20 protein-coding genes are annotated in these 26988 nt (G+C 43.6%); 6 read left to right on the forward strand and 14 right to left on the reverse strand.

The features are described from left to right. Positions 1-130: 130 nt before the first annotated feature. Complete coding sequence (gene pyrH / locus DDT91_RS09885) at positions 131-838, forward strand: UMP kinase (protein ID WP_187175994.1); 708 nt, start codon at positions 131-133, stop codon at positions 836-838. Positions 839-852: 14 nt separating this feature from the next. Beyond that, positions 853-1413, forward strand: coding sequence for a ribosome recycling factor (gene frr / locus DDT91_RS09890; RefSeq protein ID WP_187175995.1), 561 nt, complete (start codon positions 853-855; stop codon positions 1411-1413). A gap of 46 nt (positions 1414-1459) precedes the next feature. Here the strand turns inward: frr and DDT91_RS09895 are convergent, their stop codons facing one another. The 7 genes from DDT91_RS09895 to DDT91_RS09925 form a co-directional block, all read right to left on the reverse strand. Next, positions 1460-2020 (reverse strand): pyridoxamine 5'-phosphate oxidase family protein, encoded by a 561-nt coding sequence (locus tag DDT91_RS09895; RefSeq protein WP_187175996.1) that lies wholly within the window; start codon positions 2018-2020, stop codon positions 1460-1462. 201 nt (positions 2021-2221) lie between these two features. Beyond that, complete coding sequence (locus DDT91_RS09900) at positions 2222-3304, reverse strand: hypothetical protein (protein ID WP_187175997.1); 1083 nt, start codon at positions 3302-3304, stop codon at positions 2222-2224. Beyond that, positions 3291-3788, reverse strand: a complete 498-nt coding sequence (locus DDT91_RS09905; RefSeq protein ID WP_187175998.1) for a hypothetical protein — start codon at positions 3786-3788, stop codon at positions 3291-3293. Before DDT91_RS09905 ends, DDT91_RS09900 begins: the two co-directional genes overlap by 14 nt. 148 nt (positions 3789-3936) lie before the next feature. Further along, positions 3937-4476: an RNA polymerase sigma factor gene (locus DDT91_RS09910; protein WP_255502064.1), complete on the reverse strand. Its 540-nt coding sequence runs from the start codon at positions 4474-4476 to the stop codon at positions 3937-3939. A gap of 155 nt (positions 4477-4631) precedes the next feature. After that, positions 4632-7253, reverse strand: a complete 2622-nt coding sequence (clpB, locus tag DDT91_RS09915; protein ID WP_187175999.1) for an ATP-dependent chaperone ClpB — start codon at positions 7251-7253, stop codon at positions 4632-4634. Positions 7254-7490: 237 nt separating this feature from the next. Continuing rightward, on the reverse strand, positions 7491-7985 hold the full coding sequence (locus DDT91_RS09920) for a hypothetical protein (protein WP_187176000.1): 495 nt from the start codon (positions 7983-7985) through the stop codon (positions 7491-7493). 157 nt (positions 7986-8142) lie between these two features. Continuing rightward, complete coding sequence (locus DDT91_RS09925; RefSeq protein WP_187176001.1) at positions 8143-9390, reverse strand: dipeptidase; 1248 nt, start codon at positions 9388-9390, stop codon at positions 8143-8145. A gap of 253 nt (positions 9391-9643) precedes the next feature. On the opposite strand from DDT91_RS09925, the gene DDT91_RS09930 reads away from it, so the two are divergent. The 4 genes from DDT91_RS09930 to DDT91_RS09945 all read left to right on the forward strand — a co-directional run bounded on the left by DDT91_RS09930 (position 9644) and on the right by DDT91_RS09945 (position 13988). Beyond that, the gene (locus DDT91_RS09930; RefSeq protein ID WP_187176002.1) at positions 9644-10522 is read left to right on the forward strand and encodes an SMP-30/gluconolactonase/LRE family protein; all 879 of its coding nucleotides are present in this window, start codon (positions 9644-9646) and stop codon (positions 10520-10522) included. Between the two features lie 183 nt (positions 10523-10705). Continuing rightward, entirely contained in the window at positions 10706-11704 is a 999-nt protein-coding gene (locus DDT91_RS09935) for an acyl-ACP desaturase (RefSeq protein ID WP_187176003.1), read from the forward strand. Between the two features lie 72 nt (positions 11705-11776). Beyond that, positions 11777-13066, forward strand: a complete 1290-nt coding sequence (locus tag DDT91_RS09940) for a Zn-dependent hydrolase (protein ID WP_187176004.1) — start codon at positions 11777-11779, stop codon at positions 13064-13066. Positions 13067-13133: 67 nt separating this feature from the next. After that, positions 13134-13988 (forward strand): pirin family protein, encoded by an 855-nt coding sequence (locus DDT91_RS09945; protein WP_187176005.1) that lies wholly within the window; start codon positions 13134-13136, stop codon positions 13986-13988. Here DDT91_RS09945 and DDT91_RS09950 read toward each other — a convergent pair. The 7 genes from DDT91_RS09950 to DDT91_RS09980 form a co-directional block, all read right to left on the reverse strand. Further along, the gene (locus DDT91_RS09950) at positions 13985-14758 is read right to left on the reverse strand and encodes a Rossmann-like and DUF2520 domain-containing protein (RefSeq protein WP_187176006.1); all 774 of its coding nucleotides are present in this window, start codon (positions 14756-14758) and stop codon (positions 13985-13987) included. The genes DDT91_RS09945 and DDT91_RS09950 overlap by 4 nt on opposite strands. A gap of 85 nt (positions 14759-14843) precedes the next feature. Then, complete coding sequence (gene lpdA / locus DDT91_RS09955; RefSeq protein ID WP_187176007.1) at positions 14844-16241, reverse strand: dihydrolipoyl dehydrogenase; 1398 nt, start codon at positions 16239-16241, stop codon at positions 14844-14846. Between the two features lie 113 nt (positions 16242-16354). Beyond that, positions 16355-17863 (reverse strand): 2-oxoglutarate dehydrogenase complex dihydrolipoyllysine-residue succinyltransferase, encoded by a 1509-nt coding sequence (odhB, locus tag DDT91_RS09960; protein WP_187176008.1) that lies wholly within the window; start codon positions 17861-17863, stop codon positions 16355-16357. A 97-nt stretch (positions 17864-17960) separates the two neighbouring features. Then, the gene (locus DDT91_RS09965) at positions 17961-20750 is read right to left on the reverse strand and encodes a 2-oxoglutarate dehydrogenase E1 component (RefSeq protein ID WP_187176009.1); all 2790 of its coding nucleotides are present in this window, start codon (positions 20748-20750) and stop codon (positions 17961-17963) included. 156 nt (positions 20751-20906) lie between these two features. Continuing rightward, a complete protein-coding gene (locus DDT91_RS09970) occupies positions 20907-21839 on the reverse strand; it encodes a hypothetical protein (RefSeq protein WP_187176010.1) in 933 nt (310 codons plus the stop codon). Between the two features lie 18 nt (positions 21840-21857). Then, the gene (locus tag DDT91_RS09975; protein ID WP_187176011.1) at positions 21858-23513 is read right to left on the reverse strand and encodes a SusD/RagB family nutrient-binding outer membrane lipoprotein; all 1656 of its coding nucleotides are present in this window, start codon (positions 23511-23513) and stop codon (positions 21858-21860) included. An 18-nt stretch (positions 23514-23531) separates the two neighbouring features. Beyond that, entirely contained in the window at positions 23532-26765 is a 3234-nt protein-coding gene (locus DDT91_RS09980; protein WP_187176012.1) for a SusC/RagA family TonB-linked outer membrane protein, read from the reverse strand. Positions 26766-26988: the final 223 nt, after the last annotated feature.

Consider the following 26988-nt stretch of genomic DNA (forward strand, 5'->3'; position numbering starts at 1 on the left):
AACTGAAGAAATTATATTTGTCGGATTGTTTAGACTTTACCGAGTCCATTCGATCAGGTTTTATCGGAATACTATCCCCCTTTTTTCTCCAAAAGCGGAGAAAATGACTTTAGAAACAATACACCAATCCATGAAATACAAACGCATCCTGCTCAAACTCAGTGGGGAAGCCCTCATGGGCGAAAAAAAATACGGTATTGACCCGGCCAGACTTCAGCAATACGCTGACGAAATCAAGAAAGTAAAAGAAATGGGCGTAGAAATCGCCATTGTGATCGGAGGAGGAAATATCTTCCGTGGAGTGCAGGCAGAAAAATCAGGAATTGATCGTGTGCAAGGTGATTATATGGGCATGCTCGCCACCCTGATCAATGCCATGGCTTTGCAAAGTGCTCTTGAGCAAAACGGAATGTATACACGTCTGATGTCTGGGATCAAAATCGAAAGCGTTTGTGAACCATTTATACGCAGAAGAGCCATCCGCCACCTTGAAAAAGGAAGAATCGTGATTTTCGGGGCAGGTATCGGTAATCCATACTTTACCACAGACTCCACAGCTGCTCTCCGTGCCATAGAAATCGAATCAGACGTAGTGCTGAAAGGAACAAGAGTAGATGGAGTGTACACTGCTGACCCGGAAAAAGATGCTTCTGCTACCAAATACCAGAACATTTCTTTCGACGAGGTTTACAAAAAAAATCTCAACGTCATGGATATGACAGCCTTTACCCTCTGCCAGGAAAACAACCTACCCATCATCGTATTTGACATGAATAAGGAAGGTAACCTTTCCAAATTGGTACAAGGCCAAGAAATTGGAACATTGATTACTGCATAAACTGGAATATACTCATGGAAGAAATCGAATTATTCTTAGACGAAGCTAAAGAACTGATGCAAAAAGCAGTGGACCACACTGCTGCAGAATTGGTGAAAATCCGGGCCGGTAAAGCTATGCCAAACCTACTGGATGGTATTTATGTCCAGTATTATGGATCTCCCACCCCATTGAATCAGGTCTCTTCAGTAACTACACCGGACGCTAGAACGCTTGCCATCAAGCCGTTTGAGCGAAATCTGATTTCTGAAATCGAAAAGGCCATCATCAATTCAGATTTGGGACTTGCTCCTCAAAACAACGGAGAGATTATCATCCTTACCATCCCTGCTTTAACTGAGGAGCGCCGAGTTCAGCTGGTAAAGCAGGCAAAATCTGAATGTGAAACCGGCAAAATTTCTATCCGCTCTGTCAGAAAAGACACCAATGAATCCCTGAGAAAACTTCAAAAAGAGGGCGCTTCTGAAGACGCGATCAAACGTGCCGAAGAACAGGTTCAAAAATTCACGGACAGCTACTCCGCAAAAATCGATGAGCTTCTGGTGAAAAAAGAAGCCGACATCATGAAAGTCTGATCTAGAAAGCTCTGGAGATATCCAGAGCTTTTTTCTTACAAAAGGGTCAAGGAACCAACCATTGACCTTTCCAGTCATTTGCTTTTTCAAACTGGATTCGAAGATGACCTTCTTTACTCAGTTGGAGGGCTTCGATTCGTTGAGGGCTGATTTTTAGGACGGTGAAGAATGATTTTTTCCCCAAGTCCCAGCCCGAATCCGGACTAGAAATCACCTTTCCAGGAGGAAGTGTTCCCGTGTATTCTGACCTGCGAACTTCAGGAATCCCTTTCCAATAGCGGTCTGCTAACTCATCCTGAAAATGAACCTCTGCCATTGCCTCCACTCGGACTTGAAGCATTTTTTTGGGATGATAAAATTGAAGAGCCACAAAGGGAGAATTCTGAATTTCTTTCACTTTTTCAGAACGGAAATCCGTAAAGACCAAAAAATCCAAACTCTGCGTCACCTCCCGCAAAACCACCGTGCGAACCTGCGGAAACCCTTTTCCCCTAGTTCCCAAATTCACAAACCGAAACGGATGCTTGGGATCCAAAGCTCCGCGATGGAGTTCATGCTTGATGGAATGCCAAATTTCGGATGGATTGTCTGAATGGAAAAAAAGCATTTCTGGTAGATTTTCTCTCTTAACTCCAGTAAAGTAATAGAGTTCATCAAAGTGAAAACTGACTCAATTATTGTTAATTACGCCACCTGACTAAGGGAATCAATATTAATTAAGTCAACTAGCTGACCGAATTTGCAATAATTCCGTCAGTCACTTTGTTTTTAGAGAATCGATTTGAAATTTCCCTTTGTCGAAATTAGGTCAAAAAATATTCAGGTTGACTCCCAACAACCAAAGGCTAGGATCATTCTTTGTCCCAATAAAGGTTTCTGATTTTAAACTGATCAAGGGATTGACCACAACGCTTATCCCAAATTTCGTCCTGTTATTTTCAAAATACCCCTGAATAGTATTCTTGGAAAGATACCTGCCGAAATAAGCCCTAACCGGTGTTTTCATTGTTCCAAGGTGCATTCCGGCATTGAGAAAAAAGTTTGTGTTCTCAATAAATCTCCCTTCTTCTGACCTTGAGAGAAAGGTGTAGGTTTCACCTGAAATAAAAAAACCCTTCTTTTCTTGAGTCCACTTGTTGTATCTTTTCACCCAAAAATTTACGGATAACTCCTGATTGATTGGAAAAAGATTCCCCAAGAAATTAACCCCTAAACTATAGTCAAAGCCAATTATTTTGGTTCGCTCAATATTCCGATAAGTGATTACCTGAGGACTTCCTGTTGGACTAATTTTCAGGTCTTTGTTGAAAATATTATCCTCATAATTTTCGTACCAGGCAAATTCCCTTCCTTGCTGATTGATAAGATCTGTGATGCCAGCATCTTTCAAAACAAGTAGTTCATCCATTTCTCCCAAAAAAAATCGGATTTCAAGCATTTTATTGATGTAGGTAAAAACCACCTCATGCCGTTGAACAGGAATCAACAATCCATCTATAAACTTCAACTTGGCGTCAGCACGCTCCGAAATCATAATTTCCTTGGTTCCGGGTCTATATCGGATCATGTATCCTTTGTTTTGATGATCTAGGTTTAGCCTATTGAAGATTTCAAAGAAACCATCAATTTCTTTTTCGAAGCCTTCAAACTCGGCAAGGGTCGCAATATTTAAGGCTGTATAGGTGATTTTTTTCTGCTCATTGACAAATAGATTTAAGGTATCGTTTACCCGCCTGAGCCGATTATTCTCCTCATCATAGGATCTGTCAAAAAATTTATTCTCCGCCTTTTCTTTTCGGACGAGAACCCCATCGGGAGTGACCTGAGCAAATCCTGTGTTTCCCCAAAACAACAGACAAATCATCCCTATCAATTGCTTAATTCTTCGCATAGCTATTTTTTTTAAGTGATTCAAAAACGGATCCTGTAGCATTGCCACTTGATTTGTCCAATCCTAACAGGGTTAGTTCGTTTTTTAGATTAAATTTTTCCTGAATCAAAATCTGATCGGCGATCATCTCATTTTTTGTATTAGTCAGACTTCTTTTGAGTAAAAGGGCAGCTGGACTAAGGGATTTTGCGGAAGTAACTTCTTCCGGTTTTAAAATCTTCAAAGGCTCAACGGGTAGCTTTGGTGTAGATTCAGCAATAACAGATGGAGGCGCTGGTTTTTCCAAAACTGAAGGTTCAACTTCTAGGACTTCTATTATTTTGGGAGAAACTTTCGATTTCACTTTGGGAAGTTCTTGTTTTGCAGGTGTCAAACTGCTTAAATCCAACTTAGGATCAGCAGGCACTCTAGTCAAACCAGTCACTAAATTCCGGTCATTAATTTTGACCTCTTCGGTTTTTGGTATCCAAAGAATAAGTGCCAAACAAGCCGCCACAGTAGCAATTGCTCCAAGAACCCATGGAAGAAAGATGCGTTTGGAATTCTTCTTGTCGATTTTGGACCAGACTTTTTCTTGCCGAAACTCGAGACCAGCTGGAAGATGGACCTCTTTATCGATATTTTTCCCTTTATTAAGACGCATGATGTATTCCGCTTATTGATAATTGAGATTTGATATAAGCCTTGGCTTTGCTCAGTTGAGATTTCGAGGTTCCTACCGAAATCCCCAGCTTTTCTGCTATTTCGGAATGAGAAAAACCTTCGATTTCATAGAGATTGAAAACGGTTCTATATCCCTCGGGAAGCTTTAAAATCACTTCAAACAGCTCATCCGCGCTGAGTTTTTCGAATGGGTTTTCTTCAACTGAAGGAATCAGCTCATCAGGTTCCACCATCATGGGCGCTCTGTTTTGCTTTCGCAAAAACATGAGGCACTCGTTGATCAGGATGCGCTTGAGCCAAGATTCAAAGGAAAATTGGCCCCGGACTTCAAATGAAGATAAATTTTCAAATGCCTTGATGAAACCATTACTCAACAGCTCCTCCGCGTCCTCCTGAACCCTTACATACCGCAGACAAAGTACATACATCCGTTTCCCGAATAAGTCAAAAATCGCCCGCTGCGCCTTTTGACTCCCTTTTTTTGCCTGATATATAAGTTGTTCGTCCAAAAATGATTTCGTTAAAAGCCTCTTCAATCTAATAAATGACTAAAGAATAAGAAGGGTTGTCTGGGTCTTGAAAAAAAATATTGTTTCATTTTCTAAAACTAAAAAGCCCCCGAGAATTAACTCGAGGGCTCAATTATCAATCAACCTTCAAACTTTTAAACCTCCACCGTCGCATCAATATTCTTGAAATAAACCTGCTTTTCAGCATCCAAGTCTACCAAAACAGCTGAATCATTTTTGATATAGCCTGCCAAGATCTGCTTGGAAAGTTCATTCAAGATCAACCGCTGCATGGTTCGCTTCAGCGGTCTGGCACCGAAGTTTGGATCAAAGCCCACTTCGCCCAAGTAATCCAAAACTTCTGTGGTTGCTTCAATCTCAATGTTGGATTCAGAAAGACGCTTCTGAATTTCTCTCCATTGAATATCCACGATCTTGCGAATCACCTGCTTATTCAGCGGCTCAAACATGATTGTTTCGTCGATACGGTTCAGGAATTCTGGACGGACTGATTTTTTGAGCAACTCAAATACTTCTGCTTTGGTCTTTTCCAAAATCTCCTCCTTATTCCACTCTTCCATCTCGGCAAATCGCTCCTGAATCAGGTGCGAACCGATATTGGTAGTCAATATGATGATAGTATTCTTGAAGTTGGCAATTCGGCCTTTGTTATCAGTCAAACGACCATCATCCAAGACTTGAAGAAGAATGTTGAACACGTCAGGGTGAGCCTTTTCAATTTCATCCAAAAGGATCACTGAATATGGCTTTCTTCTCACGGCCTCGGTCAACTGACCACCTTCATCATATCCCACGTAACCGGGAGGCGCTCCCACCAATCGGCTGACGGAGTGTCGCTCTTGGTACTCGGACATATCGATCCGTACCATGGCGTTATCGTCATTGAAGAGGTATTCGGCAAGGGCTTTAGCCAATTCGGTTTTACCCACACCGGTAGTACCCATGAAGATAAAGCTTCCGATAGGACGCTTGGGATCCTGTAGTCCAGCACGGCTTCGTCTCACCGCATCCGAAAGTGCGGCAATCGCTTCCCGTTGACCCGCTACTCTTCGGCCCAACTCATCTTCGAGATGCAGCAATTTTTCCCGCTCGGATTGGATCATCTTGATGACCGGAATACCTGTCCACTTGGAGACTACTGCAGCGATGTCTTCATTGTCCACTTCCTCTTTGAGAAGCGGCGAACCAGCCTGCATTTCTGCCAACTGGGATTTGAAGGATTCCAGCTTCTTCTCAGATTCCCCGATTTTTCCATATCGGATCTCAGCTACTTTCCCAAAGTCGCCTGCACGTTCTGCCTGTTCAGCTTCAAGTTTCAGCTTTTCGATGGCTTCTTTTTCCCGCTGAATGCCCATGATCACCGCTTTTTCGCTTTCCCATTTGGCTTTGACGGACTGTCTTTTTTCACCCAATTCTGCAATCTCTTTGCTCAGAATCGCTTCCTTGTCTTTGTTATTTTCTCTGCGAATCGCTTCCCGTTCGATCTCGAGCTGCATGATTCTACGATTCAGCTCGTCTAGTTCCTGAGGAAGAGAGTCGATCTCCATTCTCAGTTTGGCGGCTGCCTCATCCATCAAGTCAATGGCCTTATCCGGCAAAAAGCGGTCAGAAATGTACCGCTGCGAAAGCTCAACAGCCGCAATGACCGCATCGTCCTTGATCCGCACGCCATGGTGGAGCTCGTATTTGTCCTTGATTCCCCGAAGGATGGAAATCGCATCGGCAGCATCAGGTTCGTCCACAATAACCGCCTGGAATCGACGCTCAAGCGCCTTATCCTTCTCAATGTATTTTTGGTATTCCTTCAGCGTAGTCGCACCTATAGCATGGAGTTCACCTCTGGCCAAAGCAGGCTTCAGCAAATTAGCCGCATCCATAGCCCCTTCTCCTCCACCTCCGGCGCCGATCAAGGTGTGAATCTCATCGATAAAGAGGATGATCTCCCCATCCGAATCCGTCACTTCCTTGATTACGGCTTTCAATCGCTCCTCAAACTCCCCCTTGTACTTGGCGCCTGCCACGAGCAAGCCCATATCCAGGGAAATCAAAGTTTTTGACTTTAAGTTTTCCGGCACGTCACCGGAGACGATGCGCTGTGCCAAGCCTTCGACAATGGCAGTTTTACCCACTCCCGGTTCTCCAAGGAGAATAGGATTGTTTTTGGTACGCCTGGCGAGGATCTGTAGCACCCGTCTGATTTCTTCATCACGGCCGATGACCGGGTCGATTTTACCCTTTTTGGCCAAGTCGTTCAGGTTTTTGGAATACTTTTCCAAAGCCCTGTACTTGCTTTCTGCGTTGGGATCAGTCACTTTATTTCCTTTTCTTAGTTCCTTGATAGCTTCGATCAGTGGCTTCTCGGCCAATCGCTGATCTTTCAACAGCTGGGCAATCGAATCACTGCCAGCTAAAATCCCCAAGAGCAAATGCTCAATGGCGACGTATTCATCCCCAAAAGTCTTGAGGTAATCTTTAGCTTTTGTCAAAGCTTGATTGGTAGCTCCCGAGAGGTAAGGCTGCTGATTGGCCCCACTTACTTTCGGAAACTTGGCAAGTTGTTCATCCAACTTTTGCTCGATCAACTGCTTGTTTGCTCCGAGTTTCTTGAAGATAAAGTCGGTTACATTTTCATCTTCAGCGAAAATACCTTTGAGCAAGTGAGCCGTCTCAATGTTAGGTTGGCCTGCACTCATGGCAAGCTCAGCAGCTTTTTGGATGGCTTCTTGAGATTTGACAGTGAACTGCTTGAAGTCCATAGATAGTTGGTTAGTTAGTGGTTAAATGATCAGAAAAGAGAAGCACTTCCTCATCTATGCTCCGCGATTAAGGGCTTTCATTTTTCTTCTTTTCCTCTTTGAACAAATTAAACTCCAAGTTGAATTTTCAGCCAGAATGGCCGAATCACCGGAAAAAAACTTGGAAAAAAGGAAAATCTGTCAGGCATAAGCTTGAAAAAAGACAAAAAACAACCCCGTCAAATGACGGGGTCTTCTTCAATTTCCTTTTTTAATCCACTCACTGGCCGGAGGCGCCTTTTTGTTTTGAATTGAATTGGTATTGATGAGAGAGGGGAAAAAGATTCTCACACGATATTGCTCCTGAGAAACAAACAATGCACTCATTCCATCGGTGACTTCAAAAACAGTTTTCGGATCCTGCTGGGCAAGCCAAGCCTGATCAAAGTCATTAAACATTCTTTTCAATGTAGAGAAGGACCCATCCGTTTTTTGAATATATACCGGCTGGGTAAGTTTACCTCCTGTGACTGTAACTTTCCCCATATAACACTCACTCTGGTTGTTGTACAGAACGGAGATGACTACCTCATATTCTCCATCTTTGGGTTGAGCAGCACCTCGGTTATGGAACTCAATGTAGTAATCTGAGTAGCATCCTTGGACACCCTGCTTAAAAATACTTAACTCTTGTTGCGCTTGAACTTGATACAGGAAAAGGAACATCCCAATCAGTGTTAAATAGATTTTCATAAGTCAGCTTTTGTTTGTGATAGATTTTAAAAGTTTTGAGAAAACTCGGAAATCTATTCAAGTAAAAACATGACAAAAGTCTGTTTAGAAAATTTTTCTTCGGCTCAAAAAATCAGAATAGCCCGATTTAAATCAAACCGGACTATTCTGTTTCAACTTAATTTGATGCAGCAAAGTCCTCCACGGCTTTCCAGACTCGGAATACATTTTTGTAACAGATCTTCTCAATATCTTCTCGAGAATAACCCCTCTTTAGCAATTCTGCGATTAGGTTTGGAAACATTGAAACGTCTTTCAAGCCTGTAGGAAGGGAATCCCCTACCCCGTCGAAGTCCGACCCCAGCCCCACATAATCGATCCCAACCAATTTGACTACATGGTCAAAGTGGTCAGCCACTCGTTGAACGGTTGGAAAGGGATTGTTTTTCTCAGAATAATCTTTGATATAGGCCTGTGCAGCTGAATCAGTCCGGGAAAGATTGTTTTCGGCTAACCAATTCACGATGTGTTCCCGGACTTTGGCAGAACCCGCAGCATACGCTGAATCAATAAAAGATCCTCCGAAATTGATCATCATGACTCCCCCGTTTTTGGCCATTGCCTGAATCAGTTCATCGCTCATATTTCGTTCAAAACCCGGAGTGAATTTTCGGACAGAGGAATGAGAAGCTATGACCGGAACTTTGGTAATCGCCAAAGCATCACGGAAGGTATTGTCCGAAACGTGGCTCAAATCAACCATAATGCCCACCCGATTCATTTCAGCCACCACTTTTTCTCCAAATTCACTTAATCCTCCATGAGTAGCCGTGGTATCATAGCTTGCATCCCCGATGAGGTTGTCCTTGCCATGAGTAAGCGTGATGTATCGTATTCCTCTTTTGTAGAAATATTCCACATTGGCCAAATCATCCTCGATCCCCGCCCCGTTTTCCATTCCCATTGGGAGAGAAATCAAACCTTTAGCAAAGTTGGCCTCAATATCCGCCGGGCTGTAAGCCATCGCAAACTTATCTGGAAAAGTACTTGCCAATCGTTCAGTCATTAAAATCAAAGAATCAGCCAAAGCTTTGGATGCACCGGGAATTGCCTGATTGCCGGCAGGAATGTAAATGGACATAAAAGGAGCATCCAGTCCACCTTCTTTGGATCGGGGATAATCAAAATTACCATCCGGTGTCCTGACAGAGACATCCAAAATCTCCCGTTGAAGCGTAAATCCTCCGACTTTCATCCGATATGGCAGATCCACGTGACCATCGACCATGATGGTGGACTGGGCGATTTCTATGGCTGCTTTAAGGCGTTCTTCATCGGACATTTGAGTGTAATCCACGGCAGCTTCTGGAGCAGCACAAGCTAAAAACAACCAAACAGGTACTGAGGCAAAAAGGAGTTTCTTCATGAAATGGGCTAAATTTTATTTGGCTTAAGTTAAGGTCTATTTCGGATTTGATTCGCAAAAATCCATCAATGGCAAATGGAGTCCCTAAACTCAAAAATATCAATCGACAAAATTTTTAATGGAAAGCACCTGTTAAAAAAAATGATAAGCCTGTTTTCGGTAAACAATTCCTCAAAAAACAGATTTTATTTGGAAAGGAAAAATAACCAACTTTAATGTCAGATTATAAACCAAAACAATTCCTTTATCAACTATGAAAAATCTACTCAAGTATTCCCTTTTTGGGATCTCGGCCACCTTTCTTTTTACCAACTGCGGACCTCAAAAGACCGAGGAGGTCGTAGAAGAAGTCGTGGAAGTAAAAACCCCAACTTTAACATTGCTTTGGGAGACGTCCGACTCTTTGATGACCAACGAATCTGTTCTGTTTGATGACGCTACAGGCACCCTCTATGTGTCCAATATCGAAGGCCAAGATCCACTTCAAAAGGATGGAAAAGGATCAATTGCAATTATCTCAAAAGAGGGAAAAATCCTTAATCCAGCTTGGGTAACCGGCTTGAACGCTCCAAAAGGAATGGCTATCTCCAACGGAAAGCTTTATGTCACCGATATCGATGAACTGGTAGAAATCGACATTGCCACTGCAAAAGTTTCCAACAAATGGAAAGTGGAGGGAGCACAGTTTCTAAATGATGTAGCTGCACATGAGGGTACGGTGTATTTTACAGATATGAATACAGGTAAAGTCCATGTCTATGCAGAAGGAAAGATTTCCACAATTTCTGAAGGCAACACCAGCATCAATGGAATCGCGATTGCTGATGACGGCACCGTTTATGGGTTAGATGGATCCGGATTGAAAAAATGGAACTGGGATGGAGGAACAGAAATAATCAACTCCACTATCACAGGCGGTGATGGTTTGGTCATTTTAGGTGACGGTAACTTTATTGCTTCAAGATGGCAGGGTGAGATCTATTTTGCTAACGATTCTACCCAAACTCTGATGCTGGACACTAAATCAGCAGAATCCAACACCGCCGACATCGGATACAATGCTGCCGAGAAAATCGTATACGTTCCCACCTTCTTTAAAAACAAGGTGGCCGCCTACAAGCTAGATTACTAAAAACAACTGTTACTCAGAGCCTCCTTCGGGAGGCTTATTTGTTTCGATCAATCACACCACTCATGGAAAGTCACATGTGAATTAGAGTTTTTCTATCACATATCCGCGGATTTGTCCGTACCTTTCCAGATATTAAACAATCAACCATCCAAGAGTTTAAACCTTGGATAAATCAGTACCCTAATGAAATCAGGCGAAATCAATTACGAATTAGAAAAAAACATGGAGGTCATCTCCCAGTTGGATGATCTAGTTGGTCATGCCGTAGACAATGTGCTGGTAGATCCAGACGATTGTTGGCAGCCTTCTGATTTTTTACCAGACCTTTCCAATCCTGAGGCGTTGGAAGACATTAAACTCCTTCAACAAAGAGCGGAAGGTATTCCCGATACCGTTTTGACTTCATTGGTGGGCAATATGATAACCGAAGAGGCCTTACCATCCTACCAAACCTATTTCAACCTTTTGGAAGGAATCAATGAAGAGCGAAGCCTTCTTTCCCCTTCGGGATGGGTTCGTTGGTCAAAAGCGTGGACAGCAGAAGAAAACCGCCATGGTGACCTATTGAACAAATACCTTTACCTAACGGGTCGCGTGGACATGCGTGCAGTAGAACAAACGATTCATCGACTGATTTCCAATGGATTTGATCCAAAATCCGAATCAGATCCTTATCAGGCGATGATTTATACCTCTTTCCAAGAAAGAGCCACTAAAATTTCCCACGTCAATACTGGCAAACTGGCTGACAAAGCAGGCGATCACGTGCTTTCAAAAATCTGCAAAACCATCGCAGGAGACGAAGCCAGACACGAAAAGGCCTATAAAAGCTTTATGGCCAGAATTTTCGAAATAGATCCTAATGGTGCAATTACGGCATTTGAAAAAATGATGCGAAAACAAATAGTCATGCCTGCCGTGCTCATGGGTGAAGGTGGAAGCAGACCAAACCTTTACAAGGACTTTTCAGAAATCACCCAGAAAGTCGGGATTTACACCGGTTGGGATTATGCCAGAATAATTGAGCATTTGGTGGAGTTTTGGAAAATTGAAACTCTCACCGGATTGGACTCTATGGCAGCCAAAGCTCAGGAGTACCTCTCTAACCTGGCAGATCGCTATATGCGACTGGCTGACCGCATGAAAGCCCCTGACGAGGTCAAACTTGCCTGGTTGAAATGAAACTTTCTAAGTCCTTCCCATACGGAAGGACTTTTTTGATTACCAACAGACGATCAACTCCATGTTTGCCAAATGAAAAACTTCCTATTACCTGCTTTTCTTCTTCTCCACGTCTTTATTCTACCTGCCCAGGATATAAAAATTAACGGTGACCGACTTCATGAGACTCTTTTAACTTTGGCCACCTACGGAAAAAATGAAAAAGGAGGATCGGACCGAGTGGCTTTCTCCAAACACGACATAGAGGCAAGGAAATACATCAAAGAATTAATGGAGAAGGCAGGACTAGAGATTTCCGTTGATTTTGCAGGGAACATTATCGGGAGAAAAGCTGGAAAAAATCCTTCCCTAAAGCCTATTTCTTTTGGGTCCCATATAGATGAAGTCCCAAATGGCGGAGATTATGATGGTCCAGTAGGTTCATTGGGAGCAATTGAAGTTATTCGATCCTTATCTGAGCATGGTTACATCACCAACCATCCTCTGGAAGTGATCATTTTTACCAATGAAGAAGGGGGAGTGGTAGGAAGTAGGGCCATCGTAGGGGCTTTAACCCAAGAAGCACTTCAAGTGATGAGCAATGCCGGAGTAACTCAAGCCGAAGGAATCAAATTGCTGGGAGGAAATCCGGAGAGGATTGCTGAAATGAAAAGAAATCCCGGAGACATAGCTGCTTTCCTTGAACTTCATATCGAGCAGGGCGGAAATCTCTACAATGAAAAATTGGATATCGGTGTGGTCGAAGGTATTGTAGCTATCGAGTGGTGGGAAATTACTTTTAAGGGGAAAGCCAATCATGCCGGAACTACACCCATGAATCTGCGAAAAGATCCCATGCTGCCCGCTGCGGAATTGGTCTTGGAGGTCAATCGAATTGTAAATTCCTATGACGGAAGACAGGTAGGAACGGTAGGGAAAATTCAAGCTTTCCCTGGAGCTGGAAACGTCATTCCTGGCGAAGTCAAACTAAACCTTGAAATCCGGGATCTTTCTTCAGAAAAAATCTGGAAAATCTACAAAGAAATAGAAAGTAAGGCCAAAGAACTGGCGGAAAAGAGTGGGACAGAACTGGAGGTAAAACATATTGAAGTAGCCAGTAAACCCGCTTTAGCTGACCCTATGATCCGAGGAATCATAAAAAATCAAGCGGATAAACTGGGGCTTTCAACCAAAAGCCTACCTAGCGGAGCCGGACATGACGCCCAAGAAATGGCTCGAATCGCCCCGATGGGGATGATTTTTATCCCAAGCAAAGACGGAATCAGCCATGCCCCGGAGGAATTTTCAACCAAGGAAGATATCGCCAATGGAGCAAATGTTCTGCTACAGACAATTCTAGAACTGGATAAACGACTGAAGTAAAAAACTACTTCTCTGTAAACTTTTTTGACTGAATTTGTATTTAATGTATATACAAATAATTTGAGTTATGCGAACAATTAAACGAATCCATAAAGCCGAATACCGCCCCATTGCGGATTTGGTCACCTATAGCCCCATGCCCACCCGATCCCTCCAGCAGATCGATCCGTTTATATTCCTCAACCATCACGGCTTCCAAACCTATCCAGAACGAAATCAAGGCCTTCCCTTTGGTCCCCATCCACACCGAGGAATGGAAACGGTGACTTTCATCTTGGAAGGAGACATTATGCACAAGGACTCTTCCGGCCACGAATCGGTAATCGGTCCAGGCGGAGTACAGTATATGACTGCAGGCAGTGGATTAATCCATGCAGAAGTATCTAGCAGTGAATTCAAGAGAAAAGGCGGAGACTTGGAAATTCTGCAACTTTGGTTAAATCTGCCCGCTGCCAAAAAAATGATCACTCCAAACTATATAGGATTGCAAAAAGAGGAGATTCCGGCGTTTGAAATGGATGGAGGAAAAATTGAAGTTCAACAACTTTTTGGAGAATGGAATGGCGTCAAAGGTGCGTTTGAAGGATCTTTTCCATTGACCATGAGCACGATACACTTGAAAAAAGGCGGAAAGTTTGAAAAGGAAATCCCTTCCGAAGAGAATATTTTTTTCTATATCGTCAGAGGAGAACTAAAGGTAAACGGAGAGGAAATCCTATTCCGAAACCTGGTAGAATTCACCAATACCGGAGAAAAAATCAAAGTGGAAGCTTCAGAAAATACCATCTTAATCCTAGGACACGCCAGGCCTTTCAATGAACCGATGGTAGCACAAGGTCCTTTTGTGATGAATACCCAACAACAGATTTACGAAGCTTATCAGGATTACCAAGCCGGAAAATTCGGTTCTTGGGATCATTAACTGTCAATAATATCCTGAGAAATCAGGCGATAGATCTCAGCGAGTTGGTCATTGTATGCCAAAAATCGATGATGCTCCTCAAGAGTCTCGTAATCCTCACGAATAGCAGGCCCGGTTTGGGCCTTTTTTGCTCCTATTTGAAGACTCTTGGAGATCGTCTCGATAATCAGGGGTTTGAGCATTTCGAAATCAAGACCTTGCCTCTTCATGATTTCCTCAGCAATCCGGATCATGTGATTGGTGAAGTTACTGGCAAACACAGCCGCTACATGAACGGCCTTTCGATCCTTGGAACGAACCTGATAAACCAGCGGAGAAATGCTTTTGGCGAGTTTCTTTAGCTTTTGAAAGGTTTCTTCATCCTCTGCCTCCACCAGAAAAGGCACCTCATCCATATCCATTTTTTTGCCTTTAGTAAAAGATTGAAGCGGATAAAGAATTCCTGTATAACTGGCAGAGCTATACCCTAAAATATCCAATGGCATTGCTCCTGAGGTGTGTACCAAAATACTCTCCTCCGGCAAAATCACCTGATCCGCCAACTCAGAAATTGCCGAATCTTTGACTGCCAAAATAAAAACCTGGGCTTTACTTTCAGAAAAGTCCAAGTCGTCTTTTGGTTCTGCCGCATAGACCCTTTCTGTTATTTCCATGGCCTTTTGTATATCTCTGGAATAAACTTCCGTGATCTCATGCCCCGCGTCTTCCAAGGCTGGGGCTAGGTGCCAAGCTACATTTCCGGCACCCAAGATGGCAATTTTTAACTTCATAAGGGAATTAAGCTATTTTTCAAAGAAAAAGAAAAGCCATTCTCTCGGTGAGAATGGCTTTCTGATTTTTATCCAAAAGATTTGATTAAACGTGCAGGGCACGATTATCGGTAGCTGCCAGGCAGGCTTCCTTAAACGCCTCCGTATAGGTTGGGTGGGCATGGGACATTCTCGCGATATCTTCAGCAGAAGCTCGGAATTCCATAGCCACTACTGCTTCAGCAATCATGTCAGCGGTACGAGGACCGATCATGTGAACTCCAAGAATTTCATCCGTCTCCGCATCAGCCAATACTTTCACCAACCCATCGGTATCCATGGATGCACGAGCACGGCCGGAAGCCAAGAATGGAAATTTACCAGCTTTATATTTTCTGCCTTGCTCCTTCAGTTGCTCTTCGGTATAACCTACTGCAGCGACTTCGGGCCAAGTGTAAACCACTCCAGGAATGAGCAGGTAATTGATATGTGGTTTTTGTCCTGCAATAGTTTCAGCCACGAAAACTCCTTCTTCCTCTGCTTTGTGAGCCAACATGGCACCTTTGACCACGTCACCAATTGCATAGATATGAGAAACAGATGTTTGCAGATGGTCATTGACTTCGATCTGACCTCTCTCTGTGATCTTCACGCCAGCAGCTTCTGCATTAAGGCCATCTGTATATGGCTTACGGCCAATAGAAACCAAGACATAGTCACCTTTAATTTCTACTACTTCACCTTTTCCATTGTCTGCTTTTACAACTACTTCTTCTCCAAGATTTTCTACTGCGGTAACCTTGTGCTTGAGGTAAAACTCAAAACCCAGCTTCTTCAAGGATTTCTGAAGCTCTTTGCCCATAGTCTTGTCCATGGTCGGGATGATGGAATCCATAAATTCCACCACTGAAACTTTAGCTCCTAATCGACCATAAACCGATCCCAACTCCATTCCGATTACACCGCCGCCAATAACGATGAGGTGTTTTGGAATTTCTTTCATTTTCAGGGCTTCGGTAGAGGTAATTACTCTCTGCTTATCCAGTTTGATAAACGGCAAAGAAGCCGGCTTGGAACCTGTAGCGATGATGATGTTTTTACCTTGAATATCTGTGGTAGAGCCGTCTTCCTTGGTCACTTTCACCGTATGGGCATCCACAAAAGAACCCAATCCATGGTGCACATCGATTTTGTTCTTTTTCATCAAAAACTGAATTCCGTCCACGTTTTGCTTCACTACATCATCTTTTCGGGCAATCATTTGTGGTAAATCCACTTTCAAATCGCTCAAATTGATCCCGTGGGTTTTGAAAGTGTGAGCAGCATTGTGATAGTGCTCAGAAGAATCCAAAAGAGCCTTTGAAGGGATACAGCCCACATTGAGACAAGTTCCCCCAAGGGTTGAATATTTTTCAATGATCGCGGTTTTCATCCCGAGTTGAGCAGCGCGGATAGCTGCCACATACCCACCTGGACCAGAACCGATTACTATGACGTCGTACATGTTTTTAGATTTTAGAAGCTAGACGCAAGACAAAAGACTTGGGCCAAATTTGTTAAAAAAGGGACCGGTTCTACCCAGCCCCTCGTAAATCGTAATTCTTAAATCGAACTTATTTATACGCCAAACAACAGACGTGTTGGATCCTCAAGCAGCTGCTTTACACGGACCAAGAAGCTCACGGATTCTCTTCCATCGATGATTCTATGGTCATAAGAAAGCGCAATGTACATCATCGGACGGATGACTACCTGACCATTCTCCGCAATTGGACGCTCTACGATGTTATGCATTCCAAGGATAGCAGACTGAGGAGCATTGATGATCGGAGTGGACATCATGGATCCAAAAACCCCGCCATTGGTGATGGTAAATGTACCTCCAGTCATCTCTTCGATCGAAAGCTTGTTGTCTCTTGCCTTGCCAGCCAGTCTTACGATTTCCTTTTCGATTTGATCAAATGACATGGATTCGGCATTTCGGATCACAGGAACAACCAAACCTTTTGGAGCAGATACAGCTACTGAAATATCGCAGAAATCATGAAATACGATTTCGTTTCCATCGATCATGGCATTGACAGCAGGCCATTCTTTCAAGGCTACACAAACCGCCTTAGTAAAGAAGGACATAAAGCCCAATCCCACTCCATGCTTCTCTTTAAATTGGTCTTTGAATTTGGCTCTCAAATCCATGATTGGCTTCATGTTCACTTCATTGAAGGTGGTGAGCATGGCTGTTTCATTTTTCACAGCTACCAATCGTCGGGAAACCGTTTTTCTCAAAGAAGACATTTTCTCTCTTCTAACGTTTCTCGACCCTGGAATACTTGGAGCAGGAGCAGCTTCAGCAGGCTTTGCAGCAACTGGAGCAGGAGCAGGTGCCGGGGCTGGCTTTTGAGCACTCATAGCGTCTTCTTTTGTGATTCTACCGTCTTTTCCGGTTCCTGAAACAGCGCCAGGTTGAATTCCTTTTTCGGCTAAAATTTTGGAGGCAGCAGGAGAAGCATGTCCTGATGCATAGGTTGAAGCGCTAGATGGCGCAGATGCTACTGCAGCCGGTGCAGAAACTGGTGCTTGTGTAGCCCCACCCTCCGTGACTTCAATTCTGCATATCAGTCCGCCAATCTCCAACACATCGCCTTCCTTGGCCACATGCCTAAGGATGCCGGTTGCTTCTGCCGGAAGTTCAAAAGTAGCCTTGTCTGAATCCACTTCTGCGATGATTTCATCAAGCGTTACAAAGTCACCATCCTTTTTGATCCAATTGGCCAAGGTCACTTCTGTGATCGATTCACCAACAGTAGGGACTATCATTTCTTTTACCCCTCCAGTAGCTGCTGGCTGAGATGCTTGTGCGTTGGGCTTGGCAGATGGGGCAGGAGCTTCTGCAGATTCTTCGATCACACAGATCAGGCCACCGATTTCGACGGTATCGCCTGCTTGCGCCTTAATTCTCAATATTCCGCTTGCCTCGGCAGGAAATTCGAATGTCGCTTTATCGGATTCCAATTCGCAGAGTACTTCATCCAGCTGAACGAGATCTCCGTCTTTTTTAAACCATTGTCCTACAGTCACTTCAGAGATAGACTCTCCTACTGTAGGTACTCTCATTTCTTTGCTCATGGTTATCTATTTTTTCCCTTCGGGTTATTTTGGAAGGATGTTTTGATACTGAATTTTTCAAAAACTACTCCGAGTATTCACCCGGAGCAATATAAGATTAAAGTTTCAACGCCTGAGAAACAATAGTTTTTTGTTCTTCTACGTGTACTTTATTGTATCCGGTGGCTGGAGAAGCACTAGGTTTTCTTGCGATAACACTCATAGAAAGATCCTTGTATAACAGTCTCAACAGATAATTCCAATAACCCATATTCTCCGGTTCTTCCTGTACCCACACGACTTCAGCACCTTTGTACTGTTTGAGAGCCTCCAAAATCTGATTTTTTGGAAGTGGGTGAAGTTGTTCAACACGGATAATCGCCACATTTTTAATCTTCTCTCTTTCTCTCACTTCCTCGAGATCATAGTACACTTTACCGGTACATAAGATGACTCTCTTTACCTCTTTTGCATCTACCGTAGTATCCGGTAAAACCTCTCTGAATCTTCCTGAAGTAAACTCGGATATCGGAGAAACCACTTTAGGATGTCTCAAGAGTGATTTTGGAGACATGACCACACATGGCTTTCTGAATTCCCAAGTCAATTGTCTTCTCAAAAGATGGAAGAAGTTGGAAGGCTCGGTGATATTTGCCACCACCATATTGTATTCGGCTGATAGCTGAAGGAAACGCTCCGGACGGGCGTTGGAGTGCTCCGGTCCTTGACCTTCGTAGCCATGAGGTAACAGCATCACGATGCCGTTCATTTTCTGCCACTTGGATTCTCCGGAGGAAATAAACTGATCAATCATGGTTTGCGCACCATTGGCAAAGTCGCCGAACTGACCTTCCCAAATGGTCAACGAGTTAGGATTGGCCATGGCGTACCCATATTCAAAACCCAACACAGCATACTCAGAAAGCAGGGAGTTGTAGATATGGAATTGGCCCTTTCGGTCTTTCATCTCACGGAGAGAATTGAAAGGCTGATTGGTGTTTGCATCATGGATCACAGCGTGTCTGTGAGAGAAAGTTCCTCTTTGCACGTCCTGACCGGTAATTCGGACTGTCTTACCTTCCAAAAGTAAAGACCCATAAGCAAGCAACTCCGCAGAAGCCCAGTTCAGCTCTTTGGTCTCAAAGAACATCTCTTTTCTTTGCTTCATCTGAGCCTCGATCTGCTTGATAGGCTTGAACCCTTTTGGAATAAAAGTGATTGCCTCTGCGACTTTTTCGATCTGATCCTGTGATATAAATGTCTCAGGAGACTGTTCAAAATCTTCAGGCTTAGACCTTCTCAAGCTTCCCCATTCCCTTTCAAACTTGGTAGCCTGATAAGGAAGTGGCTTTTCTTTGACCATATTGAGACGATCCTGAAGCAATTGCCTAAACTCCTCATCCATCTGTGCAGCGATTTTCGCATCAAAATCACCACGCTCTGTCAGGCGCTTTACGTAGATTTCTCTTGGGTTAGGATGCTTGGAAATGATGTTATAGAGCTCGGGTTGAGTGAACTTTGGTTCGTCAGATTCATTGTGACCGTGTCTTCTGTAGCACACCATGTCCACAAAGATGTCCTTGCTGAATTTCTGACGGAACTCTGCCGCTAGCTTAGCTGCAAATACGACCGCCTCCGCATTGTCACCATTGACGTGAATAACTGGGGCATCGATGATTTTAGCAACATCTGTACAGTAAATAGATGTACGGGCATCGTCAAAATCAGTGGTGAAGCCTACTTGATTGTTGATCACAAAATGGATAGTACCTCCGGTGTTATATCCTTTCAGCCCTGCCATTTGGGTCACTTCATACACAATCCCCTGACCTGCCACAGCCGCGTCGCCATGGATAAGAATAGGAAGGGCCTTCTTGGCATCACCTTTATGCTCATGATCAATTTTCGCTCTTACAAATCCTTCTACCACAGGATTCACTGCCTCTAGGTGAGAAGGGTTAGGAGCAAGTTTGAGGTGAACCTTATTATTGTCAGGAGTGACGATATCAGAGGAATATCCCATGTGGTACTTCACGTCACCATCACCCATGGTCAAATCTGGCTTAGCTGTACCTTCAAATTCAGAGAAGATTTGCTCATAGGTTTTCCCCATGATGTTTGCCAAGACATTTAGACGGCCCCGGTGAGCCATACCGATCATCACTTCTTCCACTCCATTCAGCGCTGCCGTATTGATTACCGCATCCAGGAATGGGATCGTACTTTCTCCCCCTTCCAGTGAGAACCGTTTTTGACCAAGGTATTTGGTATGCAAAAAGTTTTCAAAAACTACCGCTTGGTTTAGCTTAAAAAGAATTCTTTTCTTTTCTTCAGTGGATGGGTTAAAAGCAAGCGCCTCTTTCTCAACTTTGGTCTTAAACCAATCCAGCATTTCAGGATCCCTAATATAGAGATACTCAAAGCCCATAGGGCCTTCATAGATGGTCTTTAGGGCAGCAAGGATGTCGGATAGCTTCGCATTGCCAATACCAATCTCATTACCGGCTTGAAAAACCGTATTCATATCATCCTGGCCCAATCCGAAATTTTCAGGATCGATCAAGGCTTTACGATCTCTTCTTTCTCTAACAGGGTTGGTTTTGGATCTGAGGTGAGCTCTAGAACGATGAGCATGTATCAAGGCGCGAACCTTTATCTCCTTAGGCAATTGCTCCATATCCATGATGGTGCCTGGGGTAGCTAAGGATCCACTAGGCGCAGCTTGTGAAGAAACTTTAACGGGAGCAGCCCCATTTTCTTCCTGACCATAATTTGCCAAAGCAAAGTCAAAACCGTCAAAAAACTCTTTCCAGCTTGGGTCTATTGAGGCAGGGTCGTTTTTGTAAGATGCGTAAAGCTCATCGATGTAAGACACATGAGCGTTAGCAATGTAAGAGAATTTATCCATGGTTAGTTTTTGAAAGCAAAGCAAAGCTAACAGGTTATTCCCTTAATAAAAAACCGCTTATTTGCTTTTACAAATATCTGCTTAAAATCAATATAAAAGAAAAAAGCAACGCCTAATGGCGTTGCTTTAAACTTATGATTATTATCCTTCCGGATACTATCTCAAATTAGGCCAAGGCTTACCCGCGTTGGATTTAACAGCCACTGTACCAAATTCACCATAGGTATTTACCCACTCGAAAGTCAGTACCTGAGGAGTTGAACTCTTCACGGTCATTGAATAACTATCACCGTATTTGTCAGTTCCCGACATGGTCAATCTGTTACATGCGTCATTGATTCTCACATTGCCACTACCCCATGTGTCTGGATAGCAAGCCTGCCAAGCACCAAAGGTACCGTCAGATACAGTGTAAGAACCTGGAGAAGCCGCAACTGCCGTCCAAGTAGTACTACCGGAGAAAGTTTTACCACAGAAGGTTTCCAAAGCATCAAACTGATAGGTGCCTGCCAAATCAGAAGGACATACCACAGAAACTGGATACTGGAATGGTGAAGCGTAGAATGGCGCACCTGCTACGTTAGTAGTCACATTGTTGGAAGAGAAGGTTCTTCCAAACTTATCATTCAATACCAGCCTAAATTCAAACACATCGCCCCCTTGGATTTGCGCTTGAGTCAACCCAACCGCTGCAATTGCTTCAGCAGCTGTAACTTCAAAGGAAGTTCTCAAGAATCGCGAATCCGAGTTAGGCTTGAAATCAGAGGCCTGAAGGGTCTTCACCAACACATCATTCTGTGGAGTATAACGCAAACCGACTCCTGGGATCAACCTTCTGTGACGCACACGGATTTCCACTGTCTGCACAGTTTTACCGTCTTCAATGTCAACCGCCTCAAGAGTCAGAGCAAACTTAGAGTTCGCCAAATTGAAGAAGTTGAACGAGGTGCTCGTACGTGCTATGGTTCTCAAATAAGCACCTGTGTCGAAATCCTTGTATGGAACGTTAGGTTCCACAAAATCCCTACAAGAGCTTAGAAAGATGAGCGCACTCGCCAACAAGCCGAAACTATATCTTAGCATTTTCATTTTTTCTAAATTAATTGGTTAATAAATCCAAGGTGAAGCAGGATTTTTATCCCAGAACACTTGTACCGCAAGATTTTGTTTCTGAACCGCATTGGTGTTAGTCACGATGTAGTTGTTTGGATACAAGAATGATCTAACAAACGGACCTGGATTTTCTTCCAAAGCAGGCTGAAGTCTGACAGGCTTACCAGTTCTTCTGTACAGGTTGTATGCTTCCATACCGTTCCCGAACAAGGACAACCAATATTCCCTACCAACCACATTCATTCTTGTATCATTATTCACTTGAGCGTCATATTGATTACCAACGAATGCAATGTAATTATCTCTGTTTCGCTCAAATACGGTATTAGGTTCAAAGGTAGTAATGGTAGCTCCTTCAGCACCTGCCACAGCGAATGCTCTGACATAGTTCATATGCTTACGGATACCGGAAAGAAGCAACGCCTTAGCATCACCAGTGACACCCAGCGTCAACACTGCTTCAGCCAACATAAAGTCCACATAAGCCGCCAACATAATTGGGTGAATACCTGCACCTCTCATACCCAAGTTGATGTTATTCACTGGGAGACCGGAGTTGTTATCAAAACGTCCACCGGATGGGAAAGTACCATAAGCAGTTCTTTTCAAACCATCTGGTGGAATACCGTCTGGATCCAAGTGATCTCTACCCCAAAAACCTCTGTTACCGGCAGGGTTACAATAAGGGTAGTTACCTACCAAATAGTGAGGAGGAGCAATCTGAGATATACACTCCTGCTCGTCAACACTGGTCGTATTGGTCAAAACCTGACGATAGATGTAGTATTTAGTACGAGGATCGTCAAAACCTTTTTCTACAGTCAAATGATGCATGAAATCAGTGGACTGATAGTCACCACCACCGTTGGTGTACTGACCTGCAAACTTGGGATGTCTGGAATCCGGGTCAGCATTGGTAGTACCAAATCTGAACACGAAATCATCGCCAGTTCCCAAAAGAGCATTACCAGAAACCAAGGCATTGATGGCTGTTCGAGAAGCAGCTGCATCAACCAGCTTGGTGTTCAGATAATACTTCAGCTTTAAGGTATTCACCAATCTTCCCCAACGACCGTAGTTACCACCATAATAGTAATCATTAGGAGCACCCGCGGTAGTAGTAGCAGAGAAATGAGCTGCAGCTTCATCAAGAAGAGCTAATGCCGCAGCATATACTGCCTGACCATTATCCACTTTAGGATTAAAGTTGGCAGCATCAATGGCTTCAGAGTAGGGCACATCACCATAAGTGTCTACCAAGTCCATCAAAACCATCGCCTTAATAGTCTTGGCAATTCCCATATGTCTTTGGAAGTTAGAACTTTCAGCCAAAGGCAAAAGGAAGTCAATATCAGCCAAGATATTAGCGTAAGCATTTGACCAAGTACCGTTTGTGGAAACTGGAGTATAGGCAGCTTCATACAAGGCAGAACCTTGGTTGATAATACGCGTCAATCTCGCACCACGGTCCGCAACACCGAACCACAAATCCTTGTAATCCAATTGGATTCTGTTTAAGAGGAAATCCGGAGATGCAGTCTGCGCGTTAACTGCATTTGGGTTTTCCAACAGTTCATCCAATTTATCAGCACAAGACGTAGCTAATACCATTCCGGCAGCCATCGTCAAGCCATATATAAATTTTTTCATTGTCATTTCTGTTTGGGGTTAGAAGGCAAGAGTCAACGTTCCACCCAATCTCTTAGAGCTAGGTCCTGTTACGAAATCAAATCCTAGACCGTTTCCTACCCCAGTACCCAACACGTCAACATCGAAGTTCATGTTTGGAGGGAAGTTAAGAGCCAAGAACCACAAGTTGGTACCGCTGATTGCCAAAGAAGCTCTCTTGAAAGGAGTCTTAGACATCAGTGAATTTGGCAAGGCATACGACAAGGATACTTCTCTCAAACGTACCATGGAACCATCGAATACGTTAGGCTCATCGGTTGCACCCTGATATCCAGAGAAGAAGTAATCTGATGCAGTGATTTGATAATCGTTAGGAATATATCTTGGAGTACCATCGGCATTCGTACCATCTTGTCTTACACCTGGCATGATAAAGGTCAGTTCTCTATCAGCTACTGGGTCTTTGGTCACACCACGGGCCAAAGTAGCTGTTACCGTGTTGGAGAATACTACACCCTTGTGTCTGTATTCCAACATAGCACTGAGAGTAAATCCTTTGTAAGTGAAGCTGTTTATCCAAGAACCAGTCCAAGCAGGGTTAGGATCACCAAGAACTACGGGTTCATTGGTAGGCTTGTGAACACCATTGGAAAGGATGATGGGTTGTCCATCAGGAGCACGGTCAAATCCAATACCTTTGATCACGTTAAATGGCTGACCAGGAATAGCAAAGTTACCTAGATCGGTAAAGCCGGCAACCACTACTTCTTCAAGTCCGCCTCCCAACTCAATCACCTCAGTTCTGTACTTACCCCAGTTCAAAGTGGAATTCCACTCAAAACCGGAAGCAGTTGATACTGGAGTTACAGTTGCCTGGAATTCAGCACCACGGGTTCTGATCTTACCGATGTTGATAGCCGTAGAAGTAAAACCTGTTGATGGGTCAATAGGAGCTTGAGTGATCAGGTCTCTGGTGTTTTTCTCATACAAAGAGAGATCAAATCTCAATTTGTTATTGAACATTACGCCTTCCAAACCAAACTCCAATTCGCCATGAAGCTCAGGCTTCAAGTTTGGATTTCCCAACACGTTAGATACAGAGTGAGTCGTAGTCACAGTACCATCTCGGTCGAATGCACGTGCATTTTGTACCAATACATTTCGGGTTCTATAAGGCTGAGGATAACCTGCTGAAGTACCATAACCCAATCTAATTTTCAAGTCATTCAAGGTAGATGACCTCCAATCAAATGCTGTGGTAGGAATGAAGGAAACTGAACCACCTGGGTAAAGGATGCTTCTGTTTTCCTGTTCTACGGTAGAAGTCCAGTCATTACGTGCCGAAAGGTTCAAGAACAAGTAATCGGAATAATCCAAGGTGATGTTGGTGTATACCCCATATCTTCTTTCTTCCTGAATGTAGTTAAGAGAAGCACCAGAATAGGCGTCGGAACTTGCCGAAGTTCTAAAGTTAGAATGTCTGAACAATCCAAAAGCCAACTGACCTTGAGAAGCAATACCTGACTGCTCGTAAGAGTCATATCTGGAGTTAGCTCCCAACAGGGCACTCATTCCGATTTTTTCAGAGAAATCCTTCTTCCAGTTCAAGATCAAATCCTGATTCCAGATGGTGTTGTTGATGTTTACTGTTCTGTAATAACCATTTCTCGTAGCCAAATCAGATGTAGCACCACCTCTGTTGTACATCACTTCCTGAATCTCTGAATAAGTATCCAAACCTAAACGGTAGGTCATGGAGAAGTTATCGTTGAAGTCGTAATTCAACGAAGTTGAGTTGAAGAAACGATTTACATCAGATGTATTCTTGTAATATCTCACCAACCAGTTAGGGTTAGTAATATCGTTACCACCTCTGAAATACACTGAGCTTCTGTCTACGGGATTTTCAAATGGAAGATTTTCCAAATCGATGGATCGTGGGGTAAACAGTACGTGACCAAAAACAGAAGGGATAGCACTACCAGATCCATAGGAAGCGTTGGCAGGAGGAGACTGCAAGTTGGTGATAGCGAAGGTAAAGGACGAGTTGACAGACAACTTATCGGTGATGGCTGAATTCATACCCAATCCGAAGTTGTACTTCTGAAGCTCGTTACCTGGCACAAAGCCTTCTTCGTCGGTATATCCAAAGCTTGCATTAAATCCGGTACGGTCTGAACCTCCCGACACTTGTACGGAGGTATTGGAAATCAAACCTGTTCTGAAGAATATTTCAGAAGGATCTTTGTAAGCTTTGTATTCATACTGAACTGGAGTACCACCTACAATACCATTCACCCAAAACTGAGGGAATGAATTTCGGATGGAAGCAACAGAAGAGGTTGCATACGGGTGTGCAATGGTCAATCCCTGATCCATTCTCGGACCGAAGTTAGAGAAGAAGAATCCAGGAGCCTGCTGGAAACCATTACCATAGATCTGACCATACGTCGGCAATGATGCTGCCTCATTGGTAAAGACTGACTGGTTGATGGTTACTTCAGCTGCTTTTCTCTTGGATGCACCGGACTTGGTGGTGATCAAGATTACCCCGTTTCTACCTTGGTCACCGTAAAGTACGGTTGCAGAAAGACCCTTCAACACGGACATACTCTCGATGTTGTTTGGATCGATATCCAAGAAACGGGAAGAAGTAGTAGCACCACCGGCAGTAAAGTCGTTTTGGCTGTTAGTAGAGGTGTTGAAAGGCACACCATCCACAACGAACAGCGGCTGGTTAGAACCGGTAGCCGAGGAATAACCTCTGATAACCATGTTGGTACCGGAACCAGACATACCGTTGGTTGAAGTAATGTTCACACCTGGAACCTTGCCCTGCAATACGCGAGCAACGTCAGTTTCCGGACGGTTTTCCAGCTGTGAGTTGTCCACTGAAGTTACTGCGTAACCCAGTGCTTTTTTCTCCCTTTCGATACCGATCGCTGTTACTACCACTTCGGATAGTTGTGAAGCGTCAGTTGTCAGGGTGACATTGACTACGGACCGGTTACCGATTGCCTCTTCTATGGTCTTCAGACCCACAAAAGAGAAAATCAGCACATCGGATCCCGCCGGTACGCTAATGGAGTAATTACCATCCAAATCGGTGGTAGTACCCACTGTCGTACCTTTCACGAGAACCGTTGCACCTGGCAACCCTAGACCGTCTTCCTCGGAAATTACCTTGCCGGTAATTACCCGTTGCTGCGCCGACACCTCATAACTGAGGGCCATGGTGAAAAGCGCAACAACAAAGAGTAAAGCTTTTCTCATAAGGTATTTAGTTTAGTTGATTCGTAAAGAAAATTTATTTGCCAGTAATTTCAAAAGCGGTAAAAAAATCGTTTCAATGGCTCCAAAAGCTTATTATTTGGCACAAACCGACTTTATTAACAAATATTAACTCAATGACGTGCATTTTTTAACTTTATCAAAACAATATTTTGAAAAAAGGGCAAAAATCAAAAGATCAAAAAAATTTATATTCTGAAAAAAA

This window comes from Algoriphagus sp. AK58 (assembly GCF_014324365.1).
Taxonomy (GTDB): Bacteria; Bacteroidota; Bacteroidia; order Cytophagales; family Cyclobacteriaceae; genus Algoriphagus.

Coding starts and splice junctions, on each gene's coding strand:
- DDT91_RS09965 (WP_187176009.1), bottom strand. CDS start 20,750: ATGGATAAATTCTCTTACATTGCTAACGCTCATGTGTCTTACATCGAT.
- DDT91_RS09970 (WP_187176010.1), bottom strand. CDS start 21,839: ATGAAAATGCTAAGATATAGTTTCGGCTTGTTGGCGAGTGCGCTCATC.
- DDT91_RS09900 (WP_187175997.1), bottom strand. CDS start 3,304: ATGCGAAGAATTAAGCAATTGATAGGGATGATTTGTCTGTTGTTTTGG.
- DDT91_RS09920 (WP_187176000.1), bottom strand. CDS start 7,985: ATGAAAATCTATTTAACACTGATTGGGATGTTCCTTTTCCTGTATCAA.
- DDT91_RS09980 (WP_187176012.1), bottom strand. CDS start 26,765: ATGAGAAAAGCTTTACTCTTTGTTGTTGCGCTTTTCACCATGGCCCTC.
- DDT91_RS09945 (WP_187176005.1), top strand. CDS start 13,134: ATGCGAACAATTAAACGAATCCATAAAGCCGAATACCGCCCCATTGCG.
- DDT91_RS09925 (WP_187176001.1), bottom strand. CDS start 9,390: ATGAAGAAACTCCTTTTTGCCTCAGTACCTGTTTGGTTGTTTTTAGCT.
- DDT91_RS09940 (WP_187176004.1), top strand. CDS start 11,777: ATGAAAAACTTCCTATTACCTGCTTTTCTTCTTCTCCACGTCTTTATT.
- pyrH (WP_187175994.1), top strand. CDS start 131: ATGAAATACAAACGCATCCTGCTCAAACTCAGTGGGGAAGCCCTCATG.
- lpdA (WP_187176007.1), bottom strand. CDS start 16,241: ATGTACGACGTCATAGTAATCGGTTCTGGTCCAGGTGGGTATGTGGCA.
- DDT91_RS09950 (WP_187176006.1), bottom strand. CDS start 14,758: ATGAAGTTAAAAATTGCCATCTTGGGTGCCGGAAATGTAGCTTGGCAC.
- odhB (WP_187176008.1), bottom strand. CDS start 17,863: ATGAGCAAAGAAATGAGAGTACCTACAGTAGGAGAGTCTATCTCTGAA.
- DDT91_RS09935 (WP_187176003.1), top strand. CDS start 10,706: ATGAAATCAGGCGAAATCAATTACGAATTAGAAAAAAACATGGAGGTC.
- frr (WP_187175995.1), top strand. CDS start 853: ATGGAAGAAATCGAATTATTCTTAGACGAAGCTAAAGAACTGATGCAA.
- clpB (WP_187175999.1), bottom strand. CDS start 7,253: ATGGACTTCAAGCAGTTCACTGTCAAATCTCAAGAAGCCATCCAAAAA.
- DDT91_RS09930 (WP_187176002.1), top strand. CDS start 9,644: ATGAAAAATCTACTCAAGTATTCCCTTTTTGGGATCTCGGCCACCTTT.
- DDT91_RS09975 (WP_187176011.1), bottom strand. CDS start 23,513: ATGAAAAAATTTATATATGGCTTGACGATGGCTGCCGGAATGGTATTA.
- DDT91_RS09895 (WP_187175996.1), bottom strand. CDS start 2,020: ATGCTTTTTTTCCATTCAGACAATCCATCCGAAATTTGGCATTCCATC.